The sequence below is a fragment of the Pseudoxanthomonas sacheonensis genome (assembly GCF_010093305.1).
GTDB classification, from domain to species: Bacteria; Pseudomonadota; Gammaproteobacteria; order Xanthomonadales; family Xanthomonadaceae; genus Pseudoxanthomonas_A; species Pseudoxanthomonas_A sacheonensis.
On record NZ_PDWS01000022.1, the window covers coordinates 20,661 to 45,076 of the forward strand.

At 62.2% G+C, this 24,416-nt stretch carries 29 protein-coding genes; 28 read left to right on the forward strand and 1 reads right to left on the reverse strand.

Going from position 1 to position 24,416, the window contains the following annotated elements; translation table 11 throughout:
• Positions 1 to 109 precede the first annotated feature (109 nt).
• From CSC73_RS16395 to CSC73_RS16505, 23 genes are all read left to right on the forward strand, one after another.
• Entirely contained in the window at positions 110 to 430 is a 321-nt protein-coding gene (locus tag CSC73_RS16395) for a hypothetical protein (RefSeq protein ID WP_163842569.1), read from the forward strand.
• Between the two features lie 43 nt (positions 431 to 473).
• Positions 474 to 1,652 (forward strand): phage terminase large subunit, encoded by a 1,179-nt coding sequence (locus tag CSC73_RS16400; RefSeq protein ID WP_281352966.1) that lies wholly within the window; start codon positions 474 to 476, stop codon positions 1,650 to 1,652.
• Positions 1,653 to 1,654: 2 nt separating this feature from the next.
• Positions 1,655 to 3,091: a DUF4055 domain-containing protein gene (locus CSC73_RS16405; RefSeq protein ID WP_163842575.1), complete on the forward strand. Its 1,437-nt coding sequence runs from the start codon at positions 1,655 to 1,657 to the stop codon at positions 3,089 to 3,091.
• Entirely contained in the window at positions 3,091 to 4,191 is a 1,101-nt protein-coding gene (locus tag CSC73_RS16410; protein WP_163842578.1) for a phage minor head protein, read from the forward strand. Before CSC73_RS16405 ends, CSC73_RS16410 begins: the two co-directional genes overlap by 1 nt.
• A 359-nt stretch (positions 4,192 to 4,550) precedes the next feature.
• Positions 4,551 to 5,333, forward strand: a complete 783-nt coding sequence (locus CSC73_RS16415; RefSeq protein ID WP_163842581.1) for a hypothetical protein — start codon at positions 4,551 to 4,553, stop codon at positions 5,331 to 5,333.
• A 13-nt stretch (positions 5,334 to 5,346) separates the two neighbouring features.
• Positions 5,347 to 6,306, forward strand: coding sequence for a major capsid protein (locus tag CSC73_RS16420; protein WP_163842584.1), 960 nt, complete (start codon positions 5,347 to 5,349; stop codon positions 6,304 to 6,306).
• Positions 6,307 to 6,342: 36 nt separating this feature from the next.
• Positions 6,343 to 6,900, forward strand: a complete 558-nt coding sequence (locus CSC73_RS16425; protein ID WP_163842587.1) for a class I SAM-dependent methyltransferase — start codon at positions 6,343 to 6,345, stop codon at positions 6,898 to 6,900.
• Positions 6,897 to 7,580 (forward strand): hypothetical protein, encoded by a 684-nt coding sequence (locus CSC73_RS16430; RefSeq protein WP_163842589.1) that lies wholly within the window; start codon positions 6,897 to 6,899, stop codon positions 7,578 to 7,580. The genes CSC73_RS16425 and CSC73_RS16430 overlap by 4 nt, the downstream gene beginning before the upstream one ends.
• Complete coding sequence (locus CSC73_RS16435) at positions 7,580 to 7,768, forward strand: hypothetical protein (RefSeq protein ID WP_163842591.1); 189 nt, start codon at positions 7,580 to 7,582, stop codon at positions 7,766 to 7,768. Before CSC73_RS16430 ends, CSC73_RS16435 begins: the two co-directional genes overlap by 1 nt.
• A complete protein-coding gene (locus CSC73_RS16440; RefSeq protein ID WP_163842593.1) occupies positions 7,768 to 8,262 on the forward strand; it encodes a DnaT-like ssDNA-binding protein in 495 nt (164 codons plus the stop codon). Before CSC73_RS16435 ends, CSC73_RS16440 begins: the two co-directional genes overlap by 1 nt.
• Positions 8,262 to 8,615 carry a hypothetical protein gene (locus tag CSC73_RS16445; RefSeq protein ID WP_163842595.1) on the forward strand — a complete coding sequence of 118 codons (354 nt, stop codon included), beginning with the start codon at positions 8,262 to 8,264 and terminating at the stop codon, positions 8,613 to 8,615. The genes CSC73_RS16440 and CSC73_RS16445 overlap by 1 nt, the downstream gene beginning before the upstream one ends.
• Positions 8,612 to 9,055 carry an HK97 gp10 family phage protein gene (locus tag CSC73_RS16450; RefSeq protein WP_163842597.1) on the forward strand — a complete coding sequence of 148 codons (444 nt, stop codon included), beginning with the start codon at positions 8,612 to 8,614 and terminating at the stop codon, positions 9,053 to 9,055. The genes CSC73_RS16445 and CSC73_RS16450 overlap by 4 nt, the downstream gene beginning before the upstream one ends.
• Positions 9,052 to 9,468, forward strand: a complete 417-nt coding sequence (locus CSC73_RS16455; protein WP_163842599.1) for a phage tail terminator-like protein — start codon at positions 9,052 to 9,054, stop codon at positions 9,466 to 9,468. Before CSC73_RS16450 ends, CSC73_RS16455 begins: the two co-directional genes overlap by 4 nt.
• 84 nt (positions 9,469 to 9,552) lie before the next feature.
• Positions 9,553 to 10,200: a phage tail protein gene (locus CSC73_RS16460; RefSeq protein WP_163842601.1), complete on the forward strand. Its 648-nt coding sequence runs from the start codon at positions 9,553 to 9,555 to the stop codon at positions 10,198 to 10,200.
• On the forward strand, positions 10,200 to 10,511 hold the full coding sequence (locus CSC73_RS16465) for a phage tail assembly chaperone (RefSeq protein ID WP_163842603.1): 312 nt from the start codon (positions 10,200 to 10,202) through the stop codon (positions 10,509 to 10,511). The genes CSC73_RS16460 and CSC73_RS16465 overlap by 1 nt, the downstream gene beginning before the upstream one ends.
• A 65-nt stretch (positions 10,512 to 10,576) precedes the next feature.
• The gene (locus CSC73_RS16470) at positions 10,577 to 10,828 is read left to right on the forward strand and encodes a DUF1799 domain-containing protein (RefSeq protein WP_211840913.1); all 252 of its coding nucleotides are present in this window, start codon (positions 10,577 to 10,579) and stop codon (positions 10,826 to 10,828) included.
• Positions 10,825 to 13,083, forward strand: a complete 2,259-nt coding sequence (locus CSC73_RS16475) for a phage tail length tape measure family protein (RefSeq protein WP_163842605.1) — start codon at positions 10,825 to 10,827, stop codon at positions 13,081 to 13,083. The genes CSC73_RS16470 and CSC73_RS16475 overlap by 4 nt, the downstream gene beginning before the upstream one ends.
• Complete coding sequence (locus CSC73_RS16480; protein WP_163842607.1) at positions 13,083 to 13,676, forward strand: DUF2460 domain-containing protein; 594 nt, start codon at positions 13,083 to 13,085, stop codon at positions 13,674 to 13,676. Before CSC73_RS16475 ends, CSC73_RS16480 begins: the two co-directional genes overlap by 1 nt.
• Positions 13,673 to 14,626, forward strand: coding sequence for a DUF2163 domain-containing protein (locus CSC73_RS16485; RefSeq protein WP_163842609.1), 954 nt, complete (start codon positions 13,673 to 13,675; stop codon positions 14,624 to 14,626). The genes CSC73_RS16480 and CSC73_RS16485 overlap by 4 nt, the downstream gene beginning before the upstream one ends.
• Before the next feature lie 68 nt (positions 14,627 to 14,694).
• Positions 14,695 to 15,066, forward strand: coding sequence for an NlpC/P60 family protein (locus CSC73_RS16490; protein WP_163842612.1), 372 nt, complete (start codon positions 14,695 to 14,697; stop codon positions 15,064 to 15,066).
• Positions 15,063 to 18,029, forward strand: coding sequence for a GTA baseplate fiber-binding domain-containing protein (locus CSC73_RS16495; RefSeq protein WP_163842615.1), 2,967 nt, complete (start codon positions 15,063 to 15,065; stop codon positions 18,027 to 18,029). The genes CSC73_RS16490 and CSC73_RS16495 overlap by 4 nt, the downstream gene beginning before the upstream one ends.
• Positions 18,029 to 18,808 (forward strand): hypothetical protein, encoded by a 780-nt coding sequence (locus tag CSC73_RS16500; protein WP_163842618.1) that lies wholly within the window; start codon positions 18,029 to 18,031, stop codon positions 18,806 to 18,808. Before CSC73_RS16495 ends, CSC73_RS16500 begins: the two co-directional genes overlap by 1 nt.
• Positions 18,805 to 19,350 (forward strand): hypothetical protein, encoded by a 546-nt coding sequence (locus CSC73_RS16505; RefSeq protein ID WP_163842621.1) that lies wholly within the window; start codon positions 18,805 to 18,807, stop codon positions 19,348 to 19,350. Before CSC73_RS16500 ends, CSC73_RS16505 begins: the two co-directional genes overlap by 4 nt.
• 151 nt (positions 19,351 to 19,501) lie before the next feature.
• On the opposite strand, the gene CSC73_RS16510 is transcribed toward CSC73_RS16505, so the two are convergent.
• A complete protein-coding gene (locus CSC73_RS16510; RefSeq protein ID WP_163842624.1) occupies positions 19,502 to 20,461 on the reverse strand; it encodes a tyrosine-type recombinase/integrase in 960 nt (319 codons plus the stop codon).
• A 307-nt stretch (positions 20,462 to 20,768) separates the two neighbouring features.
• Here CSC73_RS16510 and CSC73_RS16515 point away from each other — a divergent pair, with 307 nt between their 5' ends.
• The 5 genes from CSC73_RS16515 (at position 20,769) to nuoE (ending at position 24,415) form a co-directional block, all read left to right on the forward strand.
• Positions 20,769 to 21,125 (forward strand): NADH-quinone oxidoreductase subunit A, encoded by a 357-nt coding sequence (locus CSC73_RS16515; protein ID WP_093280427.1) that lies wholly within the window; start codon positions 20,769 to 20,771, stop codon positions 21,123 to 21,125.
• A complete protein-coding gene (locus CSC73_RS16520; protein ID WP_093280426.1) occupies positions 21,116 to 21,670 on the forward strand; it encodes a NuoB/complex I 20 kDa subunit family protein in 555 nt (184 codons plus the stop codon). The genes CSC73_RS16515 and CSC73_RS16520 overlap by 10 nt, the downstream gene beginning before the upstream one ends.
• Positions 21,671 to 21,706: 36 nt before the next feature.
• Positions 21,707 to 22,435 carry an NADH-quinone oxidoreductase subunit C gene (locus CSC73_RS16525; protein ID WP_163842626.1) on the forward strand — a complete coding sequence of 243 codons (729 nt, stop codon included), beginning with the start codon at positions 21,707 to 21,709 and terminating at the stop codon, positions 22,433 to 22,435.
• Entirely contained in the window at positions 22,432 to 23,736 is a 1,305-nt protein-coding gene (locus tag CSC73_RS16530; protein ID WP_163842629.1) for an NADH-quinone oxidoreductase subunit D, read from the forward strand. Before CSC73_RS16525 ends, CSC73_RS16530 begins: the two co-directional genes overlap by 4 nt.
• A gap of 151 nt (positions 23,737 to 23,887) precedes the next feature.
• Positions 23,888 to 24,415, forward strand: coding sequence for an NADH-quinone oxidoreductase subunit NuoE (gene nuoE, locus CSC73_RS16535; protein ID WP_163842632.1), 528 nt, complete (start codon positions 23,888 to 23,890; stop codon positions 24,413 to 24,415).
• The last annotated feature ends 1 nt before the right edge of the window (position 24,416 follow it).

A 24,416-nucleotide genomic window follows, 5' to 3' on the forward strand; every position in this document is an offset into this window, starting at 1 on the left:
GCGCGTACGAAGACAGCGAGAACAAGCGCGGCGCGACTGCGGACTGCCTGGACTTGCACACGGTCGAGGTCAATAGCTGGATGAAACGATTCAAGGGCTGGAAATAGAAATGGCAGGCGAGAAGCACAAGAACAAGACGACGTGGGAAAAGGGCAAGTCCGCAAACCCAGGCGGCCGCTCACCACGCACGGGACCGAACGGCGAGAGCCTGACCGAGCTGTGCCGGCTCCAGACCGCTGATGCGGTCAAGGTGCTGACCGAAATCATGATGGCCGCTGCCAACGAGCCCAAGGATCGCATTACCGCGGCCCTGTCGCTGCTGGATCGTGGCTGGGGCAAGCCGACGGAGAAGATGGAAATGGATGCGCGCGTCGAGAACCTCGGCGTGCCGACCATCCAGATCGTGCGGTATGCAGATACCGTTAACTGACCCCCAGTACGAATTCGTCACAGCGGAAGAACAATTCCCCGCGATGGTGGCGGGGTTCGGCTCGGGCAAAACGCACGCAGCGGTAGTGCGTGCAATGACCAAGAAGCTGCAGTACCCACGGCAGAACGTGGCCTATTACCTGCCGACGTACGACCTGGTGACCACCATCGGCTTTCCCAGGTTCTATGACCAGTTGGAAGAGATGGGCCTGAAGTTCAGCCCGAACAAAAACGACAAGATGATCCACGTCAAGGATGCGGGGACAATCATCTTCCGCACCATGGACAACCCCGAGCGCATCATCGGCTATGAGGTTGCCGACAGCCTGGTCGATGAGCTGGACACGCTGCCAATCGATAAGGCGCGCGACGCCTGGAACAAGATCATCTCCCGTAACCGGCAGAAGAAGCCGGATGGTTCATTGAACACGGTGGGCGTGGCGACCACGCCGGAAGGGTTTCGCTTCGTTTACGAGCGATGGCAGCGCAACCCTGCGCCAGGGTATCGGATCATCAAGGCGTCGACGATGTCGAACGTGCGCAACCTGCCGGATGGCTATATCCAGTCGTTGCGCGATTCGTATCCGTCGAACCTGCTGGCCGCCTACCTGGACGGCGAGTTCGTCAACCTGGTAGCCGGCTCGGTGTACCCCGAGTTCGACCGCAAGTTGAACGAGACCTACGAGCAGATTCGCCCAGGCGAGGCGCTGCATGTGGGCATGGACTTCAACGTCGGCAAGATGGCGGCCGTGGTGCACGTCCTGCGCGAAGACAGCCCGCGCGCGGTGATCGAGTATTGCGGCGTGCTGGATACACCGACCATGTCCGCACTATTGAAGGCGCGCCACCCCGGCCACCCGATCATCGTGTATCCCGATGCTTCGGGCCAGTCGCGCAAGAGCAACAACGCCAGCGAATCCGATCTCAGCATCCTGCGCGCGAACAGTTTCAGCGTCCGCGTCAACCCGACCAATCCCCGGGTCAAGGACCGCGTGCTGTCGGTGAACGGGGTCATTCACAAGGCCGGCGCACGGCGCTACCTCGTGAACCCCGACACGTGCCCGCAGTTGGTCGAGGGCCTGGAGAAGCAGGCATACGACAAGACCGGCGAGCCTGACAAAACAAGCGGCCTCGATCACGTCGTTGACGCCGCCGGCTACTTCATTGCGTACCGATACCCCATCGTCCAGCGGATTGCGCTGGTGCAACCACTGAGACTCTAAGCATGCCCATTGCCGTAAACCAACAATCCGAAGAGGTCAAAGACCTCGCGGAGCAGTGGCCCGTGCTGGAAGCCCTCATGCAGGGCACGCCCGCCATGCGCGCGGGTGCGCAGGCGTACTTGCCGCGGTGGCCGAATGAGTCCGCAGAGAGCTTTGCGGCACGCCTGGCCACCGCCACCCTCACGCCGCTGTATCGGCGCACAGTGCGGGTGATGGCAGGCAAGCCGTTCTCCAAGGATGTCACGCTCTCGGAAGAGTCGCCGGCAAGCATCAAAACGTGGTCGGAGGACATCGACCTGCAAGGCGTATCCCTGCATTCCTTCGCCGCCGAGATGTTCGAGGAGACCTTCTACGGCCTGGCCGGAATCCTGGTGGACTATCCCCGCGTGGGGCCGGCGCCCAATGGCGTGCGCACCGTTGCGCAGGTCGAGGCCACCGGCGCCCGCCCGTACTGGGTGCGTGTGAAGCACAACCAGATTCTTGGCTGGCGCGCGGCCAACATCGCCGGCAAGATGAAGCTGACGCAGCTGCGCTTGCTGGAATCGGTCGAGGAAGACGACGGCGAATGGGGGACGAAGGTCGTCCAGCAGGTCCGCGTGCTGACTCCCGGTGCATGGCGCATCTACCAGGCCAGCACCGTGAAGGCCGACAAGGGCGCCTGGAAGCTGGTCGGCCAGGGCGTGACCAGCCTGGCCGATATCCCGTTCGTGCCGCTGTATGGCTCGCGCATCGCCTTCATGCTGGGCGCGCCGCCGCTGCTGGACCTGGCCTACCTCAATGTGAAGCACTGGCAGTCGCAGAGCGACCAGGACACGATCCTACACGTGGCGCGCGTGCCCATCCTGGCCATGATCGGCGCGGACGACAACAGCGAGCTGACCGTGGGCACGTCCTCGGCGGTGAAGCTGCCAATGGGCTCGGACATGAAGTTCGTCGAGCATTCGGGCGCCGCCATCGAGGCCGGCCGCTTGTCGCTGGTCGACCTGCAGGATCAGGCGATCACCACCGGCGCCGAACTGCTAGTCAAGAAGCCGGGCGACCGCTCAGCTACTGAAGCGGCCGGCGACCAGGAGGGCAACAAATCCGACCTGCAGCGCATGACTGAGGCGATGGAGGATTCGCTGGACCAGGCCCTGCAGTTCATGGCCGAGTACGCGCGCTTGCCGTCCGGCGGCAACGTGTCGCTGTTCAAGGACTTCGGCGCAGCCACGCTTAGCGACGCCAGTGCCACATTGATCAAGGACCTTCAAGCGGCTGGCCTGATCTCCAAGGAGACCGCCATCACCGAGTTGCAGCGCCGCGGGGTGCTGTCGCCCGAGGTGGATCCGAAGGAGGAGGCCGACAAGGTCGAAGCGGATGGCCCTCTGCCGGGCCAGATGGTCGACGGCGTCGACGCTGACGGGAACCCACTCGGTAAGCCGGTGGCCACGCAAGTTTGATGGCCGCCGTCAATGCCCGCCTGCAGGACGAGGCGGTAGACCACGCCGTCAACCTGCACCGGTACAGCAACGGGATCGTGCGGCGTATGGTTGCCGTGCTGAACCGTACGGATGCACGCCTCAGCGCACAGTTGGCCGAGCAGCTCATGCGCCTGGACGCTTCGACCTTCACGGTCGAGCGACTTGAAAGCCTGTTGCGCTCGGTGCGCGAGCTGAACGAGCGCGCGTACAGTCAGGTGCTGGAAGCGCTCGAACCGGAGATTCAGGGCCTGGCCGAATACGAGGCTGGGTATCAGTACCGCGCGCTGCGCGAGGCGGTCCCAGCTGCGGTGCAAATTCGCTTTGCGGTGAGCGCTGTCGGCGCCGACCAGGTATACGCCGCCGCCCTATCGCGCCCGTTCCAAGGCCGCCTGCTCAGCGGCTGGTTCCAGAACCTGCCAGAGAGCCGCATGCGCCTGATTCAGAACACCGTGCGCGCCGGTTACATGGAAGGGCGCACCGCCGCGGAGATCGTGCGGCAGATCAGGGGAACGAAGGCGCTGAACTATGCGGACGGTATCCTTGACCGGAGCCGGCGGGAGCTGATGACCGTCGTCAATACCGCGCTGAGCCATACGGCGCAAACCGCGCGCGCCACATTCGCCGACGCGAATCGCGATCTCGTGAAGGCCACGAAATGGGTCTCGACCCTGGATGCGCGCACCTCCGAAGAATGCCGGATCCGCGACGGGCTGCTGTACGAGGTCGACACCCACAAGCCGATCGGCCACCGCATCCCCTGGCTGCAGGGACCCGGCCGGCTGCATTTCAATTGCCGCTCGGTGTCCACGCTGGTGACCAAATCCTGGCGCGAGCTGGGCATCGACGTCGACGACATGCCCGCGGCGACGCGCGCCTCGATGGACGGGCAGGTCCCGGCCGACACGACGTACTCCGAATGGCTGGGACGCCAGAGCGCCGAACGGCAAGACGAGGTGCTCGGCGCCGCGCGCGGAAAGCTGTTCCGGCAGGGTATCCCGATGGACAAGTTTTACAACGACAAGGGCCAGTGGTTGACGCTGGACCAGCTGTATCAGCGGGAAGGCTTGACGCGGCCGTAAGACGTGCCACCATTGACCAAGATGCCGAAGTTCCGAGTCATTGAGGGCGGTGCAGCTCCAGCGCTGAAGCGCAAGCGGGCGCCCCGCCAGAAAGACCTACCGCAATGCCACCGATGCCAGGGTCGCGAGACCGTCCAGGCGTCCATCGGCAACGTGCGGAACCGCTTGTGCGTGACGTGCCTGATGAAGGGCGAGCGCGTGGTGGTGGAGTAGAGATTTTCCGGATGGAATACTGAGTAGGGAGGCATCCCGAAAGGAGCTAGTTCGGAGACATTGCGAATTTCCCGGCAACGTGGCCCAGCAGGCTGCAGTCGTGGAGTACCCAGTCGCGCCGGGGTCGTAATGGATTAACCGTCTGCATGCCTCTGCTGGAGGATAAGTTGCAGGCGGAAGGCGCCGATTATTCCAAAGGGGTCAGCTTCGGCTGGCCCTTTTCAAATTCAAACCAAAGCGCCCTCGGGGCGCTTTTTTTATGCGCCAAAGGCGCCAACCAGTCCAAGGGACATACCGTGAGCGAAATCGACCTCAACAGCAAAGAAGTGAAAGACGCCATCGCCGCAGCGGTAGCCGAACAGGTGACCGAGCAGACCGAGGGTCTGAAGGCGAAAAACGCTGAACTGATCATCAAGCTGAAGAAGGCCAAAGAGGGATCGACCATCGACCCTTCAGACCTCGAAGCTGTTGAGAAGGAGCGCGACGAGTGGAAGGGCAAAGCCCAGCTCGCCGAAAAGGCGGCGAAGAAAGCCACCACCGACCTAGAAGCCGCCAACAAGCGCGCCGAAACAGCGGAAGGCTTCACCTCAAAGCTGCTGGTCGACAACGGGCTGACGGACGCACTGGTCAAGGCGGGGGTTACCAACCCAGTCCACCAAAAGGCGGCCAAAGCCATGCTCGCGGGGCAAGTGGAATTGACGGACGAGAACGGCACGAAGGTGCCAATGCTCTCCGGCAAGAAGCTGGCCGACTCCATCACCGAATGGGCAGGCACCGACGAAGGCAAGTTCTTCGTGACGGCGCCTGATGCAAACGGTGGCGGCGCACACAACAACGGTCGCCAAGGCGATCCCCCGAAGGGTGACATGGGCGGTGACAAGGCGGCACGAACCGCACGCGCAGCCGAGTTGCTCAAACAGAACAGCTGATTAAGGAATACGTATGTCCCTCACCAACATGAAAGTGTTCAACGCCACGGTCCAGACCGCGACGATCGAATACCTCGGCCAACAGGTCGAGAAGTTCAACGCCGCTTCGCGCGGTGCCATCGTGCTGACCTCCGAAGGTTTCGAAGGCGACTATCGCTTCGAGAACTTCTGGGCCGGCATCCACGCCGCACAGCGTCGCGTCGACCGCTATGCTTCCAACGCCGCTGCTTCCGCAACCGCGCTCGCGCAGCTGCAGTCGGTCGGCGTCAAGGTCGCCGGTGGTTTCGGTCCCATCATCTGGGAGCCGGGCCAGCTGTCCTGGGTGCAGAAGTCGCCGGCCGAAGCGGTCGAGGTGATCTCGCGCAACCTGGCCGAAGCGATCATGAAGGATCAGCTGAACTCGGCCATCGCCGCGTTGGTTGCGGCCATCGAAGCGCAGGCGTCCGCCACCCACGACACCAACACCGGTCCGATGACCTACGTCGACCTGAACCTGGCGCACGCCAAATTCGGTGACTCGTCCAGCCTGATCGTGGCGGATGTGGTCGACGGTGCGACCTACCACTCGCTGATCGGCCAGAACCTGACCAACGCGCAGCAGCTGTACGTCAGCTCCGGCGTGCTGGTGGTCGACATCCTCGGTAAGGCAGTGGTCGTCACCGACGCCCCCGCCCTGCGCGAGACCGGCACCGGTGCGGACGTGAAGGCGCTGGGTCTGGTGTCGGGTGCTGCGACCGTGTACGACGGCTCTGCCCTGATCGTGAACACCGAAACCAGCAACGGCAAGGAGCGCATCGAAACCACGTTCCAGGCCGACTACGACTTCGGTCTGGCGCTGAAGGGTTACGCCTGGGATACCGCCAACGGCGGCAAGTCCCCGACGTCGGCCGAACTGGCTACCGGTTCCAACTGGGACAAGGTCGCGACGGACATCAAGCACACCGCCGGTGTGCTGGTGCTGGCAACCGCCTGAGCCTGAAGGGGGCGCTTTCGGGCGCCCCCTTTCTCTATGGACAACACCGAAAGCGAGCGCGCCAAGTACCAGGCGGTTTGGACGGATCCGCGTTACCGCATCATCTCGCCGGGCCTGCGTCACCTGAAAGACGCGCTTGAATGGATGCAGCCCGAGGCAGGGGCCTCGGTTACGGATTGGGGATCCGGCTCCGGTCAAGCGACCGATGCGATGGTTGCGCAGGGATACGCCGTCAGGATGGTGGACATCGCGGCCAATGCCTACGAGGGCCCGAACGGGCCAGTGATTGAGGCCTGCTTGTGGGAACTGCCCGCCGAACTGGGGGCAACAGATTACGGATTTTGCGCTGATGTGATGGAGCACTTGCCACCCGACAAGGTGGAAGAGGTGTTCGCTCAGATCGCCGCGCGCACTACGAAAGCCTGCTATTTCCAAATCGCGCTGTTTCACGACAGCTGCTTCACCGACAACGGCCCGCTGCACCTGAGCGTGTTCCCGCCCGAGTGGTGGGAGAAGCGCCTACGCGCGGCGTTCAGCGGAGTCGAGATCCGGATGGTCAAGCGCAAGCACCTCTTGGCCGTCTGCACCGTATGACCGATTTTCGCGATCTGATCCTGAAGCACAAAGGCAAGCGGTTCTGCATCATGGGCGGTTCGCCCTCTTTGCCTGAGCACCTGGCGGGCGTCGAGGCGGACATCTACATCAGCACGAACGCGCACGGGATAGACCTGCAGGCGCCGGACTACCTGCTGGCGATGGATGAGCGCAACAGTCGCGAGAACTGTCCGATGGGCCCGTTCCTGCGCGAGCGCAGCGACGCATCGATCATCAGCCCGCACGCGTACGCGGACTACCAGCTCGTCAGCTGGCCGCAAGCGCCGCGCTTCGTGCTCTCGGGCATGGTCGCCGCCTGGGCCGCCTACATGATGGGCGCGAAGGTCGTGATTCTGGCCGGGTGCGATGGCTACGGCGGCGAGCACGGGTATGTGCTGGAAGCGCAGAAGATCGCGCGCGACATCGCGGTGCCGGTGCGCCTGGCCGGCGGCGGTCCGCTAACGCGGACGTGGCCTGAGTACGACCCCAGCGAGAAGTTTGGGCGCTACAGCGAGCCGGCAGCGATCAGTGCCTGGCTCGGCGTCGAGGCCCCGGTGAAGATCCGCGTGCGCAAGCCCTGCTACATCCGCGGCGCAGACAGGCTCATCGGGTGGGAAGGCATAGTCATGCGGCATGAAGTCGCACGGCAACTGAAGCATTACATGGTCGAGGTGCTCTGATGGCAATCGTGAATGCACAGACGTTCGGAAAACGACTGTGTGATGCCGTCGGTGTCAATTCTGAACGCTGCTCGGGCCTGACCATAGAAGTCGAGTCTGGAGATTTTGTTCGCGTGATTGCCACCTACACGCTGGATGACGAGCAGGGCGACAAGGTCATCAAGTTGCTCGGCGAGAGGTCTGAATAATGGCAATCGTGGTCGAGGACGGCACCGGCAAAGCGGACGCCGAGGCCTACATCACCGTCGCCGATGCGGATGCCTACTTCGCCGCGCGCGGTAACGCCGCCTGGGCCGCTTTGACGACGGGCCAGAAAGAGCAGGCCCTGCTCCTGGGCGCCGACTACATGGAAGCGGTCTACGGCTCACGCTGGAAGGGCGACCGCGTCTCGATGACGCAGGCGCTGTCTTGGCCGCGCGATGGCGTATGTGTGAACGGGTTCGAGGTTCCGGATGACGTAGTTCCAGTCGCAGTCCAGCGCGCCAACGCCGAACTGGCCGTGCGCGCTTCGGCGGGTACTTTGCTGGTGGACCAGGGCGCGCAAGTAGTGTCCGAGACGGTCGGTCCGATCTCGGTGACCTATGCAACTGGCGCGCGGCAGTACACGAAATATGCCTACGTTGATGGTCTGCTGGGGCAGTACATGACGGGAAGCGGTCAGATTCCGGTGGTGCGGGCGTAGTGGCGAGCTTCAACTACCCCGCCACCGCAGCCACCGCAACGCGCCTACTCACCAGGTTCGGCGCTACCTGCACGCTGGTGCGTACGACAACTGGCGCCTACGACCCGGCGACTGGTAGCAACACGGTCACGGTCGAGAACCTGCCGACCACGGCCGCAGTGTTCGCCTACGACCAGAAATACATCGACGGCACGCTGATCCTTGCGGGCGACCAACTCGCCTACTGCGCACCGGCGGTGACTCCGAAGCAAGGCGACAGCTTCACGTGGAACAGCGCGACGTTCACGGTCATCGCCGTGAAGCCCATCTCGCCGGCGGGCATCCCCATCTTGTTCGAGGTGCAGATTCGGTGAGCACGTTCGCCTTAGACCTGACGCGCTTCGCTGAGAAGGCGGAAGGCAACGCCGAGAAAGTCGTGCGCAAGATCGGCATCGATCTATTTTCCCGGACGGTCGAGCGCACGCCGGTTGGCAATCCGGAGAACTGGGCTTCGCCCGCACCCGCTGGCTACGTCGGTGGCCGTGCACGCGCGAACTGGAATTGCAGCATCGGCGCGGCGAGCTTCAAGGTCACCGACGAAACCGACAAGAGTGGCAACGCCACGCAGGCGAAGATCCGCAACACGCTGCACGACTGGAAGCAGGGCGACATCTACCTGATGAACAGCCTGCCGTACATCCGCCGGCTCGAATACGACGGATGGAGTGGCCAGGCTCCGCAAGGCATGGTCCGCATCACCGTCACCGAGTTTCAGACGTTCGTCGACGCAGCGGCGCGGTCGGTCAACCCATGAGCAATAAGCGGATCCGCGCGCTGTACGAGGGCAGGCTGGCGACGTGGGCGGCTGCGCGCAGCACACCGCTCCGGGTGTCCTACCAGAACCAGTCGTTCGTTCCGGTGACCGGACAGACGTACCTGCGCGCGATCCTGTTGCCGGCCGATACCAGCAGCGACGACCTGCAGGGCGCGATGCGCACCTACCGCGGCGTGTTCGGGGTCAACGTCGTGGCACCGATCAATACGGGCGCGGGCGCCGCCGAAGGCATCGCCGACGAGCTGGCTGCGCTGTTCACCATGAATGCGCGCCTCACCGCCTCAGGTTTCACCGTCCAGCAGGTCACCCCGGCCACGCAAGCGCCCGCGCTGCAGGACGCCAGCAGCTACATCGTTCCCGTCTCATTCCAATACCGCGCCGACACGGCGTAACGCTTCACCCCCGCAAGACCACAACGGCCCCGAAAGGGGCTTTTTTTGTGCCCGCTTGCCGGGCTTATACCGAGGAAAGACCCCATGGCTGTTTCGCTTCCGAACGGTTCCATTGTCGCCATCGCAAGCGGCTATGGTTCGCCCGTCGCAATTTCTGCAATCTCCAACGCCAACCCGGGCGTCGCCACGGCCGCCGCGCACGGCTTCACCGACGGCGACATCGTCGAGGTCGTCAGCGGCTGGTCGCGCCTGACCGACAAGATCGTGCGCGTGGATGACTCCGCGACCGGCACGTTCGACCTGGAAGGCATCGACACCACGCTGACTTCCATCTATCCGGCCGGCGGCGGTGTGGGCACGGCTCGCGAGATCACCGGCTGGACCCAGTTGGCGCAGATCACCGGCTCCACCTCCAGCGGCGGCGAGCAGCAGTTCCTGACCTACCAGTTCCTGGAAGCTGACGCCGAAAAGCGCATCCCGACGTTCAAGTCGGCCGCGGGCATCGAGTTCACCGTTGCCGACGATCCCACCCTGCCGGGCTTCGTGCTGGCCAAGGCCGCCAACGACGACCGCGTCGCGCGCGCCGTGCGCATCACGCTGCCGAACGGCGGGCTGCTGTTCTACAACGCGTACATTTCGCTGAGCACCATCCCGTCGCTGACGGTGAACCAGCTGATGACCAACCAGGTCACGCTCTCGCTGCTGGCCGAACCCGTGCGTTACGCCGCCTGATGGCCAAGCTCATCCTAACGGCTGAGCCCACGTTCAAGGCACCGGTCGCAATACCGGTGCCGGGCGGGAAGACGACTACGGTCAGCTTCACGTTCACGTGGCGCACGCGCGACCAGGCCAAGGACTGGATGGAGTCGATCGAGAAGATGAGCGACGAGGAAATCGTCCTGTCCGCGGCCACTGGCTGGGAGCTGGACGACGACTTCAACGCGGAGAACGTCAAGGCGCTCTGCCAGAAGTTCGGCGGATCGGCCCGGGCCATCTTTAACACCTACGTAGACGAGCTCCGCGGGGCCAAAGCAAAAAACTGAGGGGCGCTGCCCGGGCGATCTACCACAAGGAACCGTCGGCCACCGAACTGGCGGCCATCGGTCTCTTGCCGGAAGACATCGGAAGCAGCGCCTTCGAAGTGTGGCCCGAAAACCACCGCGCGGTCGAAACCTTCATCTCCCTATCTACGCAATGGCGCACCGGCGCCATGGGCGCCACAGGCCTGGACTACGGCGTCTTGCCGCAGGTCCTGCGCCTGCTGGGCGTACCGCGCGCTGAGTGGCCCGAATTGTTCGAACAGCTGCAAGTCATCGAATCCGAAGCACTGACCATCATGAGCGAGGCGCGCCAAAAATGACCGATCTGGCGAGCCTGGGCATTGTCGTCAAGACCACGGGCGTCAAGGAAGCCACGCGAGAGCTGGGCGGACTGACCAAAGAAGGCGCCGCGGCCGAGAAGCAAGCGGCCCGCGTAGCCGACGGCTGGAAGAAAGCCGGCAAGACCATCGGTGTGGGAATTGCCGCCGGTGTGGGCATCGCCTCGCTGGCGCTGCGCAAGTATTTTCAGAACACCATCGAGGCCGAGCGCGTGCAAGCGCAGCTCGAAGCCCGCATCAAGTCGACCGGCAACGCCGCGCGGCTGTCGATCAACGACCTGAACAAGATGGCAAAAGCCCTCCAGTTCAAGACTTCGTTCGACGACGAAAGCATCGGTGAGGTTCAGGCTATGCTCCTGACCTTCACAAAGATCGGCCGGGAGACCTTCCCGGACGCCACTGCCGCTGTGCTCGACCTTTCGACGGCGATGGGCACCGACCTCAACAGCGCGGCCCTGCAAGTGGGTAAGGCGCTCAACGATCCGGTTAAAGGGCTCACGGCCCTATCGCGCGCCGGCATCCAATTCTCCGCTGCACAGAAAGCCATCATCAAGGATCTGGTCAAAACCGGCGATGTCGCCGGCGCCCAGACCGTCATCCTGAAAGAGTTGGAAACCCAGATGGGCGGTTCGGCAGAAGCCGCGCGCAACACGCTGGGCGGTGCGTTGAAGGCTCTGGAAAACTCGTTCAACAACTTGCTCGAAGGCGATTCCGGCTCAGCTGGTATCAAGGGCACGCGGGATGCCATCGAGGCGTTGAACCGCACGCTGAACGATCCGGCTATCAAGCGTGGCGTCGATGACCTGATCGCGGGCTTCCTGTCCATCGCAAACGCCGCTGTGCAAGCCATCGGACAGATCAACACGCTGCGCCAGGTGTCGCAGCTCGGTAGTGGCTCGCTGGGCATCAAGGACGCCAGCACCGAAGCGCTGAAGGAGCGCCGCAAGCAGTTGATGGCGAACATCGACGCCGGGCGCGAGTGGCGCAAGGAAGAAGGAAACATCTTCGAGCGCCTGACTGGCGGCCGTGACGTTGCTGCCTACGACTCGATGGTGACTGAGGTCGAGAAGATCGACGCGCGCCTGCGCGCTAGCCGAAACGCGCGCGGCGGCAGCAATCGCCCTGAGACCGGCGGCGAAGTGTTTGCGCCTATCGCTAGGGGTGTGGGCGGCGCCGAAGATGACGACAAGAAAAAGGGCCGCGCGCGCAAAGAGCGCGAAAGGCCCGACTTCAGCAAGGAGGACGCCGAAGACCTGCGCCGCTTGATCGAAGCGACTGCAGAGGCAGACACCGCGTTCGAGGGGCTGGCCGCGACGCTTGCCGGCCCGCTGCAGGCCGCGCAGTTCCAGTACAAGCAGAACTTGGAGGAGATCACCGAGCTGGGTAAGATCGCCGGCCGTTCGTCCGAGGAGATCGCCGCTGCCAAGGCGCTGGAAACCCAGCGCTATGAGGAGGAGCGGATCGAGATTGAAAAGAGCCTGGATGTGTTCGGGCAGCTGATCGAAGACAAGCAGTTCGAGCTCGACCTGATGGGGCTTTCGAACGCTGAGCGTCAGACCGCTATCGACTTGCAGCGCCTGGGGCGCGCGGCCACGGAAGAAGAAACCAAGGCCATCCGTGACCTGAACCAGGCGTATGAGGACACCAATCGCACGGTCGAGATGATGGACGACTTCCGTCGCTCGGCGGCGGACAACCTGTCGGACTTCGTCAAGGGCACCAAGTCGGCGAAAGACGCTGCGCTCGATTTCCTGGGCTCGGTGGCCGACATGCTGATCGAGATGGCGGCAAAGCAGCTGGTCGCCAAGGCGTTCGGAGACCAGGGCAGCACCGGCGCAGGGACTGGCGGCGGCGACTGGATATCGCAGTTGTTCGGTCTGTTCGGAGGCGGTGGTGGATCTGACGCCGGAAGCGTGGCCGACTTGTTCTCCGGAGACTGGGGTTTCGCGAAGGGTGGCTGGACCGGCAGTGGCGCGCGCAACAAGGCGGCAGGCATCGTGCACGGACAGGAAGGCGTGTTGAATGCCGATGCCATGCAACGGGTGGGGATCGAGAATCTCAACCGCCTGAATGCCGGCGCTCATCTATCGCAAGTGGCGTCGTCAGCTTCTAACGGAGACACCTACATCGGCGGCACCACCTTCGTCCTGCCCAACCAGTACACCCCGCAGACCCAAGCGCAGATCGACCAGTACAACGCTCGCGTGCAACAGCGCGCCACGGCGAGGAACAGCTGATGGCGTTTCTCGATTTTCGTCTGCCCACTCGTGTGGAGGCAGGCTTCAGCGCCATCCCCACCCATAAGACCCGCATCAAGACGCTGGTCGGCGGCAACGAGAAGCGAAACGCTGGGTGGACTGGGTCGAAGCGCCGCTACACCTCCGCCTATGCCGGGTTCAACCGTGCCGAGCGTGCTGAGCTGCTGAACGCAGCCGAGGCAACCGATGGCATGGTCTACGCGTTCCGCTTCAAGGACTGGAACGACTTCCGGGTCGAACTGCAGACATTGGGTGTGGCGCCAGCCGGCAGCACGCCCATTCAGCTGATCAAGACCTACACGTTCGGTCCGCGCACCAAGACCCGCACGATTACCAAGCCGGTCACTGCGACGGTCGTGGTGTATGAGAACGACGTGCTGAAGCCGGGATCCACCAGCAGCCTGACGGGGTTGTTCACGCCGACCGATCCCTGGACGCCTGCCGCGGTCATCTCTGCGACCTTCGACTTCGACGTCCCCGTTCGTTTCGCGACCGACGAGATCGAGTTCGTGCTGCCTCACAAAGACATCTGCCAGGTGAAGTGCGAGCTGGTCGAGGTCTTCAACGAATGAGCCTGCGCACGATACCGATCGCGCTCGCTGACGCAATGGCCGAGCCGACCACGCACGACTGCCGCCTGTGGAAAATACGGCCTCGCCTTGGTGGCGCTGTGTTCGGCCTAACAAGCCTGGATGTCGACGTTCCGTTCGACGACGGTAGTGCCGATGGCGAGGTGACTTACAAGGCGTTCCGGGGCTATGCACCGTATGCCATAGAGAGCACCGCGGACCTTTCCGTCGACAACTCCGAAATGGAGGTCCTGATCGCCGAGTACGAGGTGGACGGTTTCACTTCAGAAGCCATCGACCGGGGTGTCTACGACGATGCCCGCTTCATCGAGTACCTAGTCGACTACACCGACCTGAGCAAGGGCAAGGCGATCACCAACAGCGGCACGGTCGGGCGCATCGTGAAAGTGGACAACATGGTCTGCTTCCCCGAGACCCGGTCGCTGACGCAAACCCTGAAGCAGAAATCGATCATCGAACTGGGTTCGAACAGCTGCAGGGCAACGCAGGGTGACGAACGTTGTGGGGTGGATGTCGAGGCGTTATTCGTCGCCACGACGATCACTGAAGTTGGAGTCGAGACCGATCGTGTTTTCGTCGTGGCAGGAGTGGGGGTCAGTACTCAAGACAGCTTCTACGCACCAGGTCTGTACCGGTTCGCTGTTGGCGCCAATGCGGGCAAGTCCTTCGAGATCGAGTCTTACGACGGCACGACCCAGACAGTCACTCTGCTGCGGCCGACGCCTGCGCCAATCACGACAGACGACACCGGCGAGATCCGCGACAACTGTACGAACCTGTGGGCCGGCTATCACAGCTGCGACTACTACGGCGCGCGGTTGAACTTCCGCGGCGAGGCATTCCGCCCGGTCTCCGATACTTCCAATCTAATGGCCGCTGGTGCCGGTAGCAACAACACCGGCCAGAACACACCACCGGCGGCTGAAGCCTAATGCGCGCAATAGGGCCGCCACTGACTGCTGAGGAATCAGCGGCATTCGTAGCTGCTGCGCGCTCTTGTATGGGCGTGCGATTCCGTCATCAGGGCCGTAACCCCGCTATCGGGCTCGACTGCGCTGGACTCCCGCAGTGGGCGATGCAGCAGATCGGTCGGCCCATCTGGGACATCCACGCCTATGGCACAGAACCACACAAGGACGGGCTGTATGAGGCAATGGTCCGCAACATGGGAGGTCCTGTGCCGCTGAAGTCTATCCAGCCAGGCGACGTGGTCTTGATGCGATTCCACGGCGCCCCTCGGCATGTAGGGATTGTCACGGACCTTGGAGGCGGCCGGCTCGGATTGCTTCATGTGCATGCCGAGAACAAGTACGTCGCTGAGCACGGCTTGGCTGGCTATCACGCTGATCTCGTCGCGGCGTTCCGCCCATGAGCGGCGCACAGATAGGCGCAGCGGTAGGCTTCGTAGTCGGAGCGTTCTTTGGTGCGCCACAACTAGGCGCAATGATCGGCGGCATGATCGGTGGGTGGATCTCGCCCACCCAGGTCAACGGTCCGCACATCGGCGACGGCGCGGCGCAGACCTCTCAGGAAGGTCAGCCCATCCCCTGGATCATCGGAACCGCTGGGTGGGTGCAGGGCAACATTGTCCAGATCAGTCCGCGTCGCGAGGTAAAGAAGACCGACGACGGTAAGGGCTCAGGCACAGAGGTCAACACCTTCGAAGCGCACCAGGACTACTGCATCCTGATATGCGAATCAAGTGAGCACCGTAATAGCCTCATGACCGGCGTGCTCATTGTGAAGGTAGACGGAAAGATCGTCTATGACATGCGGCCTGACAAGAATTTCTCGGCCGAGAATGCAAAGTTCCTTCGCAATCATACGTTCTACGATGGCAATGAATCACAGCTACCAGATCCGACGATGGAAGCGATCACGGGTGTGGGCAATACTCCTGCCTATCGTGGTGTTTACACGATGGTCGCCCGGGACATCAACCTGTCGCAGTACGGCGAGCGTATCCCGGTTTATGAATTCGTCATGGTCGGTGCTGGGGAAGAAGTTACCACTGAAGTAACATCCCTTGCTGGCCCGGTATATGGAAACTTCAAAAATGATGACTGGCCACTGGCCTCTCTTCCGAGCTTTTACAGCTATCGTGCGTTTTGGCAGGGCCCCGATGGAGCTATCCAGTCCGACTATTTCACAAGCATCTCTGAATGCAATGAATGGTTCGAGGATGAAACTGGGATGCAGGCTCCGTCGCTCTACATGGGGTATGCGGCAACAACGCAGGAAAATGCAGGAAACATAGGTGGCAATAACACTAGCGGAAACCCAGTCAAAAGCAACCGCGTTGCTGAGCAGCCTGACATCACAGATTTCGCTCGCGTCGTCCTCCTATATCAGTTTGAGCAGCCGCAAACATTAAACGACGTCGCACCCACTGATGATATGTGCCCTCTTTCCGAAGACTGGTCAATGGCATGGAACGGCACTGTTCTAAAGAAGATGAGTTTCGATGACGCAGCGGCGCAGAACCTTCTGATTTTCGCTAATTGCGACTTTCCCAATTGCGTAGCCGGCTATTATCCGTACTGCATTTCTGTCTCGAGGTCGGCTAAGCCGCCTGACGACCCTCCTATAGGTGATCCGTGTCTGCTGGGAGTTCCTGTCCAGCTTCCTGATGTTCCAGGATATATGATCGATTGTGATGGAGTGGTATCACCGATCGCCAGTTACACCCCGGTTTCTGGCGATTATCTCGCATTGCGAGAAGAGAGCACGTCCGGGGCGGGAGATTTTCTCCTGTTGGTACATAAGACCTTAGGGCCAATTATTGATTTGACTGATGCAGACAACACCGAAGCATTCTGGGAATCTGCATACGATGCTGCCGTTACTGCAGGAACCATGCCAGCTGGATTAGTCTATCCAACGGATTATCCAACTACTATTTTCAATGCGTTCGAGCAGACCTATTCGACTACGACGTTGACTAACAACACAGTCACAGTCGCCACAGCCATCACGCGAATTTCGTTGCGCGGTGGCCTGTCAGAGGATGACATAGACGTCGTCGATATGGACCAAGAGCTTCTTGGGTATCCAATCCTCCAGTCTTATAACGCAGCGGATTGCCTACGCCCGTTGATGACTGGATTCACCAGCTATGGAAGCGAGTATGACGCGAAACTACGCTTTCACAAGATGGGTGAGGATATCGAGATTGTCGTCGACTCCCAAGATTTCATAGACGGAAGTGAGGCCGACAAGGATACCCGAGAACAACAAGTCGAGTTCCCGCGCTCGCTTAGTGTCACAACCATTGATCCGACACAGGATTACATAGCACGGCCTCAGACAGATCAAAGTAACAGTCCGGACAGTGCTTCGTTGGGCCAGGAGTCCATGCAAGTCGGTGTTGTCATGATGCCTGATACGGCGCGTCAGCTTGCCGCCAAGGGGCGGAAAATAGCCGGTGCCAGGGCTCAGGGCTTCCGCGAGTTTTCGTTGCCCTATGCGACAAACCAAGCCGTCTATTTGAAGCTGGTTGCGGGGTCTCCGTTCGCGCTGGATGGCAAGCGATACATCGCCGCTGAATATGGCCTGCTGGACGGAGAGCTCCGCATAAAGGCGCTGTACGACCGCCAGAGCGCGTATACGTCGGCTGTCACCGCTACCCCGGCACCGGCACCAACTTCTCCACCTACCAGCCTGGGTGGCGTAACGTTGTTCGCCGCTATGAACTTGCCGAGGTTGCGATCGAAGGACAATTCCCCTGGCATGTACATAGCGGTAGACGGCCTGCTTGATTCCTGGGCCGGATGCTTGCTGCAGATGTCTATCGACGATGAGGCAACCTGGACGACAGCTATCGCCTCGATGACCCAGTCCTCGGTGATGGGCTACCTGACGGCTCCAATCGGCGTCCTCTTTACTGACATACTCAGTGTTGCGGTGCACGGCGGCCAGCTCAGCAGTATCACATCCGACAAGTTCGCAGACGGCGGCAATCCATGCGCAGTCGTAACTTCCGGCGTAGCCGAGATGTTGCAGTTCCAGACCTCAGATGAGACTGAGGTGGACAAGTACAACTTGACTGACCTTGGCCGTGCACGGCTGGGGACCACTGCCGCGGCGCATCTCCAGGGAGATCGGTTCGTGCAGCTGGAGAACGTTTACTTCTTGCCTTTGGATATCAATCTGGCCGGTCGATCAATCAAGTTCCGTCCAGTCACATTCGGGACCTCGCCAGACAACAACGCGGTCTATGAAGTCACGTTCTCGCCGTTATTCACCGGCCCACAGATCGTTGAGGCCTATGTCAATGAATCCGGCGATCAGTACGTCAACGAATCCGGTTCCACCTATTACAGGATCATCAACTGATGGCAACTTTCGCAACCAATCCTGCCGCTAGCCCGTTGGATGGATCGGAGATCATCCCGATCACACAAGGTGGAGTAGATAAGAGAACCACTCCGCTCGGCTTAGCGATTCAGCTGGTGAACGCACAGACCGGCACCAGCTACACCTATGTGACAGGCGACAAGGCCAAGTTGGTAACCCATGCCAATGCCGCGTCGATCGCCGGGACGCTGCCCGAAGCGGACTCGACTGATTTTCCGTCTGGCTGGTGGATGGATGTGCAGAACACTGGAGCTGGCACGCTGACCATAACACCCACGACAAGCACGATCGATGGCGCATCGTCCTTGGCGCTGGCCACTGACCAGGGCGTTCGCATCGTCAGCGACGGCACGAACTATTTCACGCAGCGAGGCAAAGGTGCCGGGCTCTCAGATGCTCCCAGCGACGGCAACACCTACGGGCGCAAGGATGGCGCATGGGAGGTCGTCGCGGGTGGCTCTTCGACTGTCACCATAAACACTTATGCCAGCGCGACCACAATGGACCCGGCGACAGACGCAGGGAGAGACCACTACAACCGCTGTGCCGACGACGTGACGTTCGACAACGCCGAAGGCTACGCGGCAGGCGAGGTCTACAACATCCGCGCGACGGCGGCGCTGACGTTGATCGGAACCGGCGTTACCTTGACCGCGCCCGCAGGCGGCACGCTCACTCTAGACGCGGCCATGTCCGTCACCGTCGTCATGACCACCAGCAGCGCCGGAGACGTGATCGGCCAGACGGTGGCGGCATGATGCCCGGGGTGTTCGCTGGTGGATCCGGTGGAGGAACGCCCCCACCCTCCGGCACCTGGGTTCCCTTCACCATACAAAACGTCACCGCTGAATCCGGCATACCCGACGACAGCACCATTCGCCAGGTCGTTCCTTCCGGATCCCTTACCCCCTGCACGAAGGTCCGGGTAACGGTCAGGTCGTCGCCGGGCAACGCAATGGTGGTCGGCGCGATCACAGTCGGCCAACAGGCGGCCTCGGGGAACTTCTACGACTTCGCCACGACTCCGGAGACCGGCGCATTCTCTGGCAGTGCCGGCGTCACGATCCCGGCGAACGACGAGAGGGTGACCGACGCGATAGACCTGGTGGTCGGCTCCGGCGATGTGCTGGTCGTCGCTATCTACATGGTTTCTGGCCGCACGTTCTACGGCAACGCAGCCAACGGCGCTTTTCTTGGAAGCGGCGGAAACGACGTGGCGACAGTGGATGCCAGCGGCTACAGCGAGTTCGCGTCCAACGGGTTCGCGGTGATCAAGATTGAGTGCTTTGTGCCGGATTGAGGAAACCCCCTACACCCCATCGCGGATAATTCCCAGCTAATTTTCAGATTACCCCCAGATAATTACCCGGTGATTTCGGGTAAATTAACCGTGCCCAGCGCGGGCCATAGGCCGCTCAACCGCGCAATGCCCCCGTGAGCTGGGGGAGGGGCTAGAGCCGGTCGGCGAGGTCGTCGGGGTCGGTGTTGTAGTAGATCAGCAGGCTCCTCAAATCCCGGTGGCCGATCATCCGGGCCAGCTCCATCACGTCCAGCTTCTTCGACAGTCGCCAAATCGCCTCGGCCCGGCTGTCGTGGAAGTGCAGGTCGCCCAGCTTTGCCGAATCTCGGGCCTGCCGCCAAAGGGTGTCCCGGCTCCCGGCATCCAGGTTGAACACCGTGGGTTGATCGCGGGGCAGGGCGGCCAGTATCTCTCGCGCCCGCGCCGACAAGGGGACCACGCGAGCATCCCCATTCTTCGTGTCCGGCAATCGGGCCGACTTCGCGCCAACGTCGGGCCACGTCAGGCCCAATATCTCCCCCGCACGCATAGCCGTCTCGAGCGCGAACAGGAAGGCCAAGCCGGTACGCTGGGCGGCCGTCTCCGATTCCAGGTCAGTCAGGCCCAGGGCCAGCGTTACGCGCTCGATTTCGTCCTCTGTGATCCGCCGTTTCCGGCTGGGCGCATGGGGCGGCTTCTTCACTCCTCGAGCCGGGTTCGCCCGGAGCCAGCCCCACTCGGTCGTCGCCAGCTCGAGCACGGACAGCAGAAGGTTCATTTCCCGGCGCACGGATGGCCCTGTAACGTCCAGCAAGCGGCGCTGCTTCCATTCGGCTATATCGGCCGCCCGAAGCACGGGAAGGCGCACAGACGCCAGCGGATCGCGCTCCATCGCCAATAGCCGGGCCTGCTCCCACTTCTTGCCCTTGCGGCCCGCCGATACCTCCTCTGAAAACCGCTGCAATGCGTCCTTGACCGACTTGTCCGGTAGGCGCTCGCCAGTGAGTTCGGCCTCGCGCTGGGTTGCCCATGCGGCGGCCTGTTGCTTGGTCGGAAAGCTGGCGGACTCGCGCTTGCCGCCCTTGTAGAGTTCTACGCGCCAGGTTGCCCCGCGCTTTCGGATGGACGCCATGGCGGCATCGTGGCGTAGCCGCTGGCGTAATGGAACCCGGGGTAGGGCACTTATCCACAGATTGGGGCGGAAGTGAGCCGATGCCGGAATTCCGACATCGCCAGCAATAGCAAGGGTTGGCGTTCAATGACCCCCTCCGGCTACAATGCGCGGCTCCCACGAGACACCCCTCTTGGGCACCAAGATGCGAATTCTTCTCGAAGCCCCCGTGCCGACGCGCGGACTTGTGAGGGAAAACGCGAATCCGGCGGAACCCGTGCGCGCACCGGCGCGCGCATTCCGCAGGCCAACCAACCGAGGACCACGCGTGCTGGCCGAATACCTGCCGACCCTGTTGTTCCTGATCGTCGCTACCGGCATCGGCGTTTCGCTGATGGTGATAGGACGGTTCCTCGGCCCCCGTCGTCCCGACGCGCAGAAGCTCTCCCCGTACGAATGCGGCTTCGAGGCCTTCGAAGACGCGCGCATGAAGTTCGACGTGCGCTATTACCTCATCGCCATCCAGTTCATCGTCTTCGACCTGGAAATCATCTTCATCGTGCCCTGGACCCTGGTCTGGCAGGAGCTGGGGGCGCGCGCGCTGGTCACCATGGGCCTGTTCGTGGGCATGCTGTTCCTCGGTTTCATCTACGTCTGGAAGAAGGGAGCCCTGGAATGGGAGTGATCCAAACCATCGATCGCCTGATGACCAACCCGATCCCGGAAGGGCGGGTGGACGACATCCTGCGGCCCGAAGGCGAAAACCCGCTGCTGGAAAAAGGCTACGTGACCACCAGCGTCGATGCGCTGATGAACTGGGCGCGCACCGGCTCGATGTGGCCGATGACCTTCGGCCTGGCCTGCTGCGCGGTGGAAATGATGCATGCCGGCGCCTCGCGTCTGGACCTGGACCGCTATGGCGTGGTGTTCCGCCCGTCGCCGCGCCAGTCCGACGTGATGATCGTGGCCGGCACCCTGGTCAACAAGATGGCCCCGGCGCTGCGCAAGGTCTACGACCAGATGCCGGAACCGAAGTGGGTCATCTCGATGGGCAGTTGCGCCAATGGCGGCGGCTATTACCATTATTCGTATTCGGTGGTGCGCGGCTGCGACCGCATCGTGCCCGTCGATGTCTACGTGCCGGGCTGCCCGCCGACCGCAGAAGCGCTGGTCTACGGCATCCTGCAGCTGCAGAAGAAAATCTGGCGCACGCAGACCATCGCACGCTGATCCATCCCTACTTATTACCGAGCACGCCACGCCCCCATGGCCGAGCAAGCTGCAACCTACATCGAACAACTGCAGGCGCGTTTTCCGGACGCGATCCTCAGCATCGCCGAAGCGCGCGGTGAAGTGACGCTGGAAGTGCCTGCCGACAGTTGGCACGCCGCCTGCCTTTCGCTGCGCGACGACTTCGGTTTCGAGCAACTGGTGGACCTGTGCGGCGTGGACTATCTGGGCTACGGCAGCGACGAGTGGGAAACCGCCAACGTCTCTTCCGAAGGCTTCAGCCGCGGCGTCGAACTGGGCTTCGGCCCGGGCCGCTTCACCTGGGAAAACCGTCCACGCGGCGAAGGCCCGGAGCACCGCTTCGCCACCGTCGCCCATCTGCGCTCCTACCGGCACAACCGCCTGTTGCGCGTGCGTTGCTACGCCGCCAACGACGAACTGCCGATGGTGGCCTCGGTCACCGACATCTGGCCGGGCGCCAACTGGTTCGAGCGCGAGGCGTTCGATCTGTTCGGCATCCTTTACCAGGGCCACCCGGACCTGCGCCGCATCCTGACCGACTACGGTTTCGTCGGCCATCCGTTCCGCAAGGATTTCCCGCTGATCGGTAACGTGGAAGTCCGCTACGACGAAGAGAAGAAGCGCGTGATCTACGAACCGGTGACTTCGGTCGAACCCCGCGTCGGCGTGCCGCGCGTGATCCGCGACGACGCCCGCTACGCCACTGCGGCTGGCGAAGCCGCCCTGAGGGAGCCCGCCAAGTGACCGCGCAGCAATCCGGCGTCGCCTTCGCCAGCAATCCTGCCGAAAGCCGTCAGGAAATCCGCAACTACACGTTGAACTTCGGCCCCCAGCACCCGGCCGCGCACGGTGTGCTGCGCCTGATCCTGGAAATGGACGGCGAGACCGTGGTCCGTGCCGATCCGCACATCGGGCTGCTGCACCGTGGCACCGAGAAGCTGGCCGAGAGCAAGCCGTTCAACCAGTCGATCGGCTACATGGATCGTCTCGACTACGTGTCGATGATGTGCAACGAACATGCCTACGTGCTTGCGATCGAGCGGCTGATGGGCATCCAGGCGCCGGAGCGCGCCCAGTACATCCGCACCATGTTCGACGAAATCACCCGCATCCTGAACCACCTGATGTGGGTCGGCTCCAACGGCCTGGACCTGGGCGCGATGGCGGTGATGCTGTACGCCTTCCGCGAGCGCGAAGAACTGATGGATTGCTACGAAGCGGTCAGCGGCGCGCGCATGCACGCCACTTACTACCGTCCGGGCGGCGTGTACCGCGACCTGCCGGACCACATGCCCAAGTACAAGGAATCGCCCTGGCGCAAGGGCAAGGCGCTGAAGCGCTTCAATGCCGCGCGCGAAGGCTCGCTGCTCGACTTCCTTGAGGATTTCACCAACGAATTCCCCAAGCGCGTCGACGAATACGAAACCCTGCTCACCGACAACCGCATCTGGAAGCAGCGCACTGTCGGCATCGGCGTGATAACGCCGGACGAAGCGCGCGCCTGGGGCATGACCGGCGCGATGCTGCGCGGTTCCGGCGTGGCCTGGGACCTGCGCAAGAAGCAGCCGTACGCGAAGTACGACACGGTCGATTTCGAGATTCCGGTCGGCACCAACGGCGATTGCTACGACCGTTATCTGGTGCGCGTGGCCGAAATGCGCCAGTCCAACCGCATCATCGCCCAGTGCGTGAAGTGGCTGAAGGCCAATCCGGGTCCGGTGATGGTGCAGAACTTCAAGGTCGCTCCGCCGTCCCGCGAGGAGATGAAGGACGACATGGAAGCGCTGATCCACCACTTCAAATTGTTCAGCGAAGGCTATTGCGTGCCTGCCGGCGAAACCTATGCCGCGGTCGAAGCGCCCAAGGGCGAATTCGGCTGCTATCTGGTTTCCGACGGTGCCAACAAACCCTTCCGCGTGCATTTGCGCGCACCGGGCTTCGCCCATCTTTCGTCGATGGACCACGTCGTCAGCGGCCACATGCTGCCGGACGTCGTGGCCATGATCGGCACCTACGATCTCGTTTTTGGTGAGGTGGACCGGTGAAGCTGGGAATCCGGAATCGAGAATCGGGAACCGGTAGCTTGGTCGTGCGCGGACGCCTCGCTATTGCTGTCCAACTGTCAAACCTGTCGATGCGTGCTAGTGCTTCTTTGCTCTTCCCCATTCCCCATTCCCCATTCCCGGATTTCAAGCCATGAGGGCCACGGGTAATTTCGAAGCGGCTCGCGATGTCGATCCGCTGGTCGCGTTGAACGACAAGACGCGCGCGCACATCGACCACTGGCTGGCCAAGTTTCCGCCGGACCGCAAACGTTCGGCCGTGCTGCAGGGTCTGCATGCGGCGCAGGAACAGAACGCCGGCTGGCTCAGCGACGAGCTGATCGTCGCCGTCGCCAAATACCTGGAATTGCCGCCGGTCTGGGCTTACGAGGTCGCCAGCTTCTACTCGATGTTCGAGACCAAGCAGGTGGGCCGCAACAACGTAGCCTTCTGCACCAACATCAGCTGCTGGTTGAACGGCGCCGAAGACCTGGTCGCGCATGCGGAGAAGAAACTCGGCTGCAAGCTGGGTCAATCCACCGCCGACGGCCGCGTCTACCTGAAGCGCGAAGAAGAATGCGTGGCCGCTTGCTGCGGCGCGCCGGTGGTCGTCATCAACGGCCATTACCACGAGAAGCTCACGCCCGCGAAAGTGGACGAACTGCTGGACGGGTTGGAATAAG

Bases quoted from the DNA above. Each gene is read 5' to 3' on its own strand.
- CSC73_RS16420 (WP_163842584.1), top strand. From the start codon at position 5,347: ATGTCCCTCACCAACATGAAAGTGTTCAACGCCACGGTCCAGACCGCG.
- CSC73_RS16430 (WP_163842589.1), top strand. From the start codon at position 6,897: ATGACCGATTTTCGCGATCTGATCCTGAAGCACAAAGGCAAGCGGTTC.
- CSC73_RS16485 (WP_163842609.1), top strand. From the start codon at position 13,673: ATGAGCCTGCGCACGATACCGATCGCGCTCGCTGACGCAATGGCCGAG.
- CSC73_RS16400 (WP_281352966.1), top strand. From the start codon at position 474: ATGGTGGCGGGGTTCGGCTCGGGCAAAACGCACGCAGCGGTAGTGCGT.
- CSC73_RS16395 (WP_163842569.1), top strand. From the start codon at position 110: ATGGCAGGCGAGAAGCACAAGAACAAGACGACGTGGGAAAAGGGCAAG.
- CSC73_RS16480 (WP_163842607.1), top strand. From the start codon at position 13,083: ATGGCGTTTCTCGATTTTCGTCTGCCCACTCGTGTGGAGGCAGGCTTC.
- CSC73_RS16415 (WP_163842581.1), top strand. From the start codon at position 4,551: ATGCCTCTGCTGGAGGATAAGTTGCAGGCGGAAGGCGCCGATTATTCC.
- CSC73_RS16440 (WP_163842593.1), top strand. From the start codon at position 7,768: ATGGCAATCGTGGTCGAGGACGGCACCGGCAAAGCGGACGCCGAGGCC.
- CSC73_RS16460 (WP_163842601.1), top strand. From the start codon at position 9,553: ATGGCTGTTTCGCTTCCGAACGGTTCCATTGTCGCCATCGCAAGCGGC.
- CSC73_RS16435 (WP_163842591.1), top strand. From the start codon at position 7,580: ATGGCAATCGTGAATGCACAGACGTTCGGAAAACGACTGTGTGATGCC.
- CSC73_RS16455 (WP_163842599.1), top strand. From the start codon at position 9,052: ATGAGCAATAAGCGGATCCGCGCGCTGTACGAGGGCAGGCTGGCGACG.
- CSC73_RS16495 (WP_163842615.1), top strand. From the start codon at position 15,063: ATGAGCGGCGCACAGATAGGCGCAGCGGTAGGCTTCGTAGTCGGAGCG.
- nuoE (WP_163842632.1), top strand. From the start codon at position 23,888: ATGAGGGCCACGGGTAATTTCGAAGCGGCTCGCGATGTCGATCCGCTG.
- CSC73_RS16520 (WP_093280426.1), top strand. From the start codon at position 21,116: ATGGGAGTGATCCAAACCATCGATCGCCTGATGACCAACCCGATCCCG.
- CSC73_RS16525 (WP_163842626.1), top strand. From the start codon at position 21,707: ATGGCCGAGCAAGCTGCAACCTACATCGAACAACTGCAGGCGCGTTTT.
- CSC73_RS16405 (WP_163842575.1), top strand. From the start codon at position 1,655: ATGCCCATTGCCGTAAACCAACAATCCGAAGAGGTCAAAGACCTCGCG.
- CSC73_RS16510 (WP_163842624.1), bottom strand. From the start codon at position 20,461: ATGGCGTCCATCCGAAAGCGCGGGGCAACCTGGCGCGTAGAACTCTAC.
- CSC73_RS16475 (WP_163842605.1), top strand. From the start codon at position 10,825: ATGACCGATCTGGCGAGCCTGGGCATTGTCGTCAAGACCACGGGCGTC.
- CSC73_RS16500 (WP_163842618.1), top strand. From the start codon at position 18,029: ATGGCAACTTTCGCAACCAATCCTGCCGCTAGCCCGTTGGATGGATCG.
- CSC73_RS16410 (WP_163842578.1), top strand. From the start codon at position 3,091: ATGGCCGCCGTCAATGCCCGCCTGCAGGACGAGGCGGTAGACCACGCC.
- CSC73_RS16505 (WP_163842621.1), top strand. From the start codon at position 18,805: ATGATGCCCGGGGTGTTCGCTGGTGGATCCGGTGGAGGAACGCCCCCA.
- CSC73_RS16490 (WP_163842612.1), top strand. From the start codon at position 14,695: ATGGGCGTGCGATTCCGTCATCAGGGCCGTAACCCCGCTATCGGGCTC.
- CSC73_RS16465 (WP_163842603.1), top strand. From the start codon at position 10,200: ATGGCCAAGCTCATCCTAACGGCTGAGCCCACGTTCAAGGCACCGGTC.
- CSC73_RS16425 (WP_163842587.1), top strand. From the start codon at position 6,343: ATGGACAACACCGAAAGCGAGCGCGCCAAGTACCAGGCGGTTTGGACG.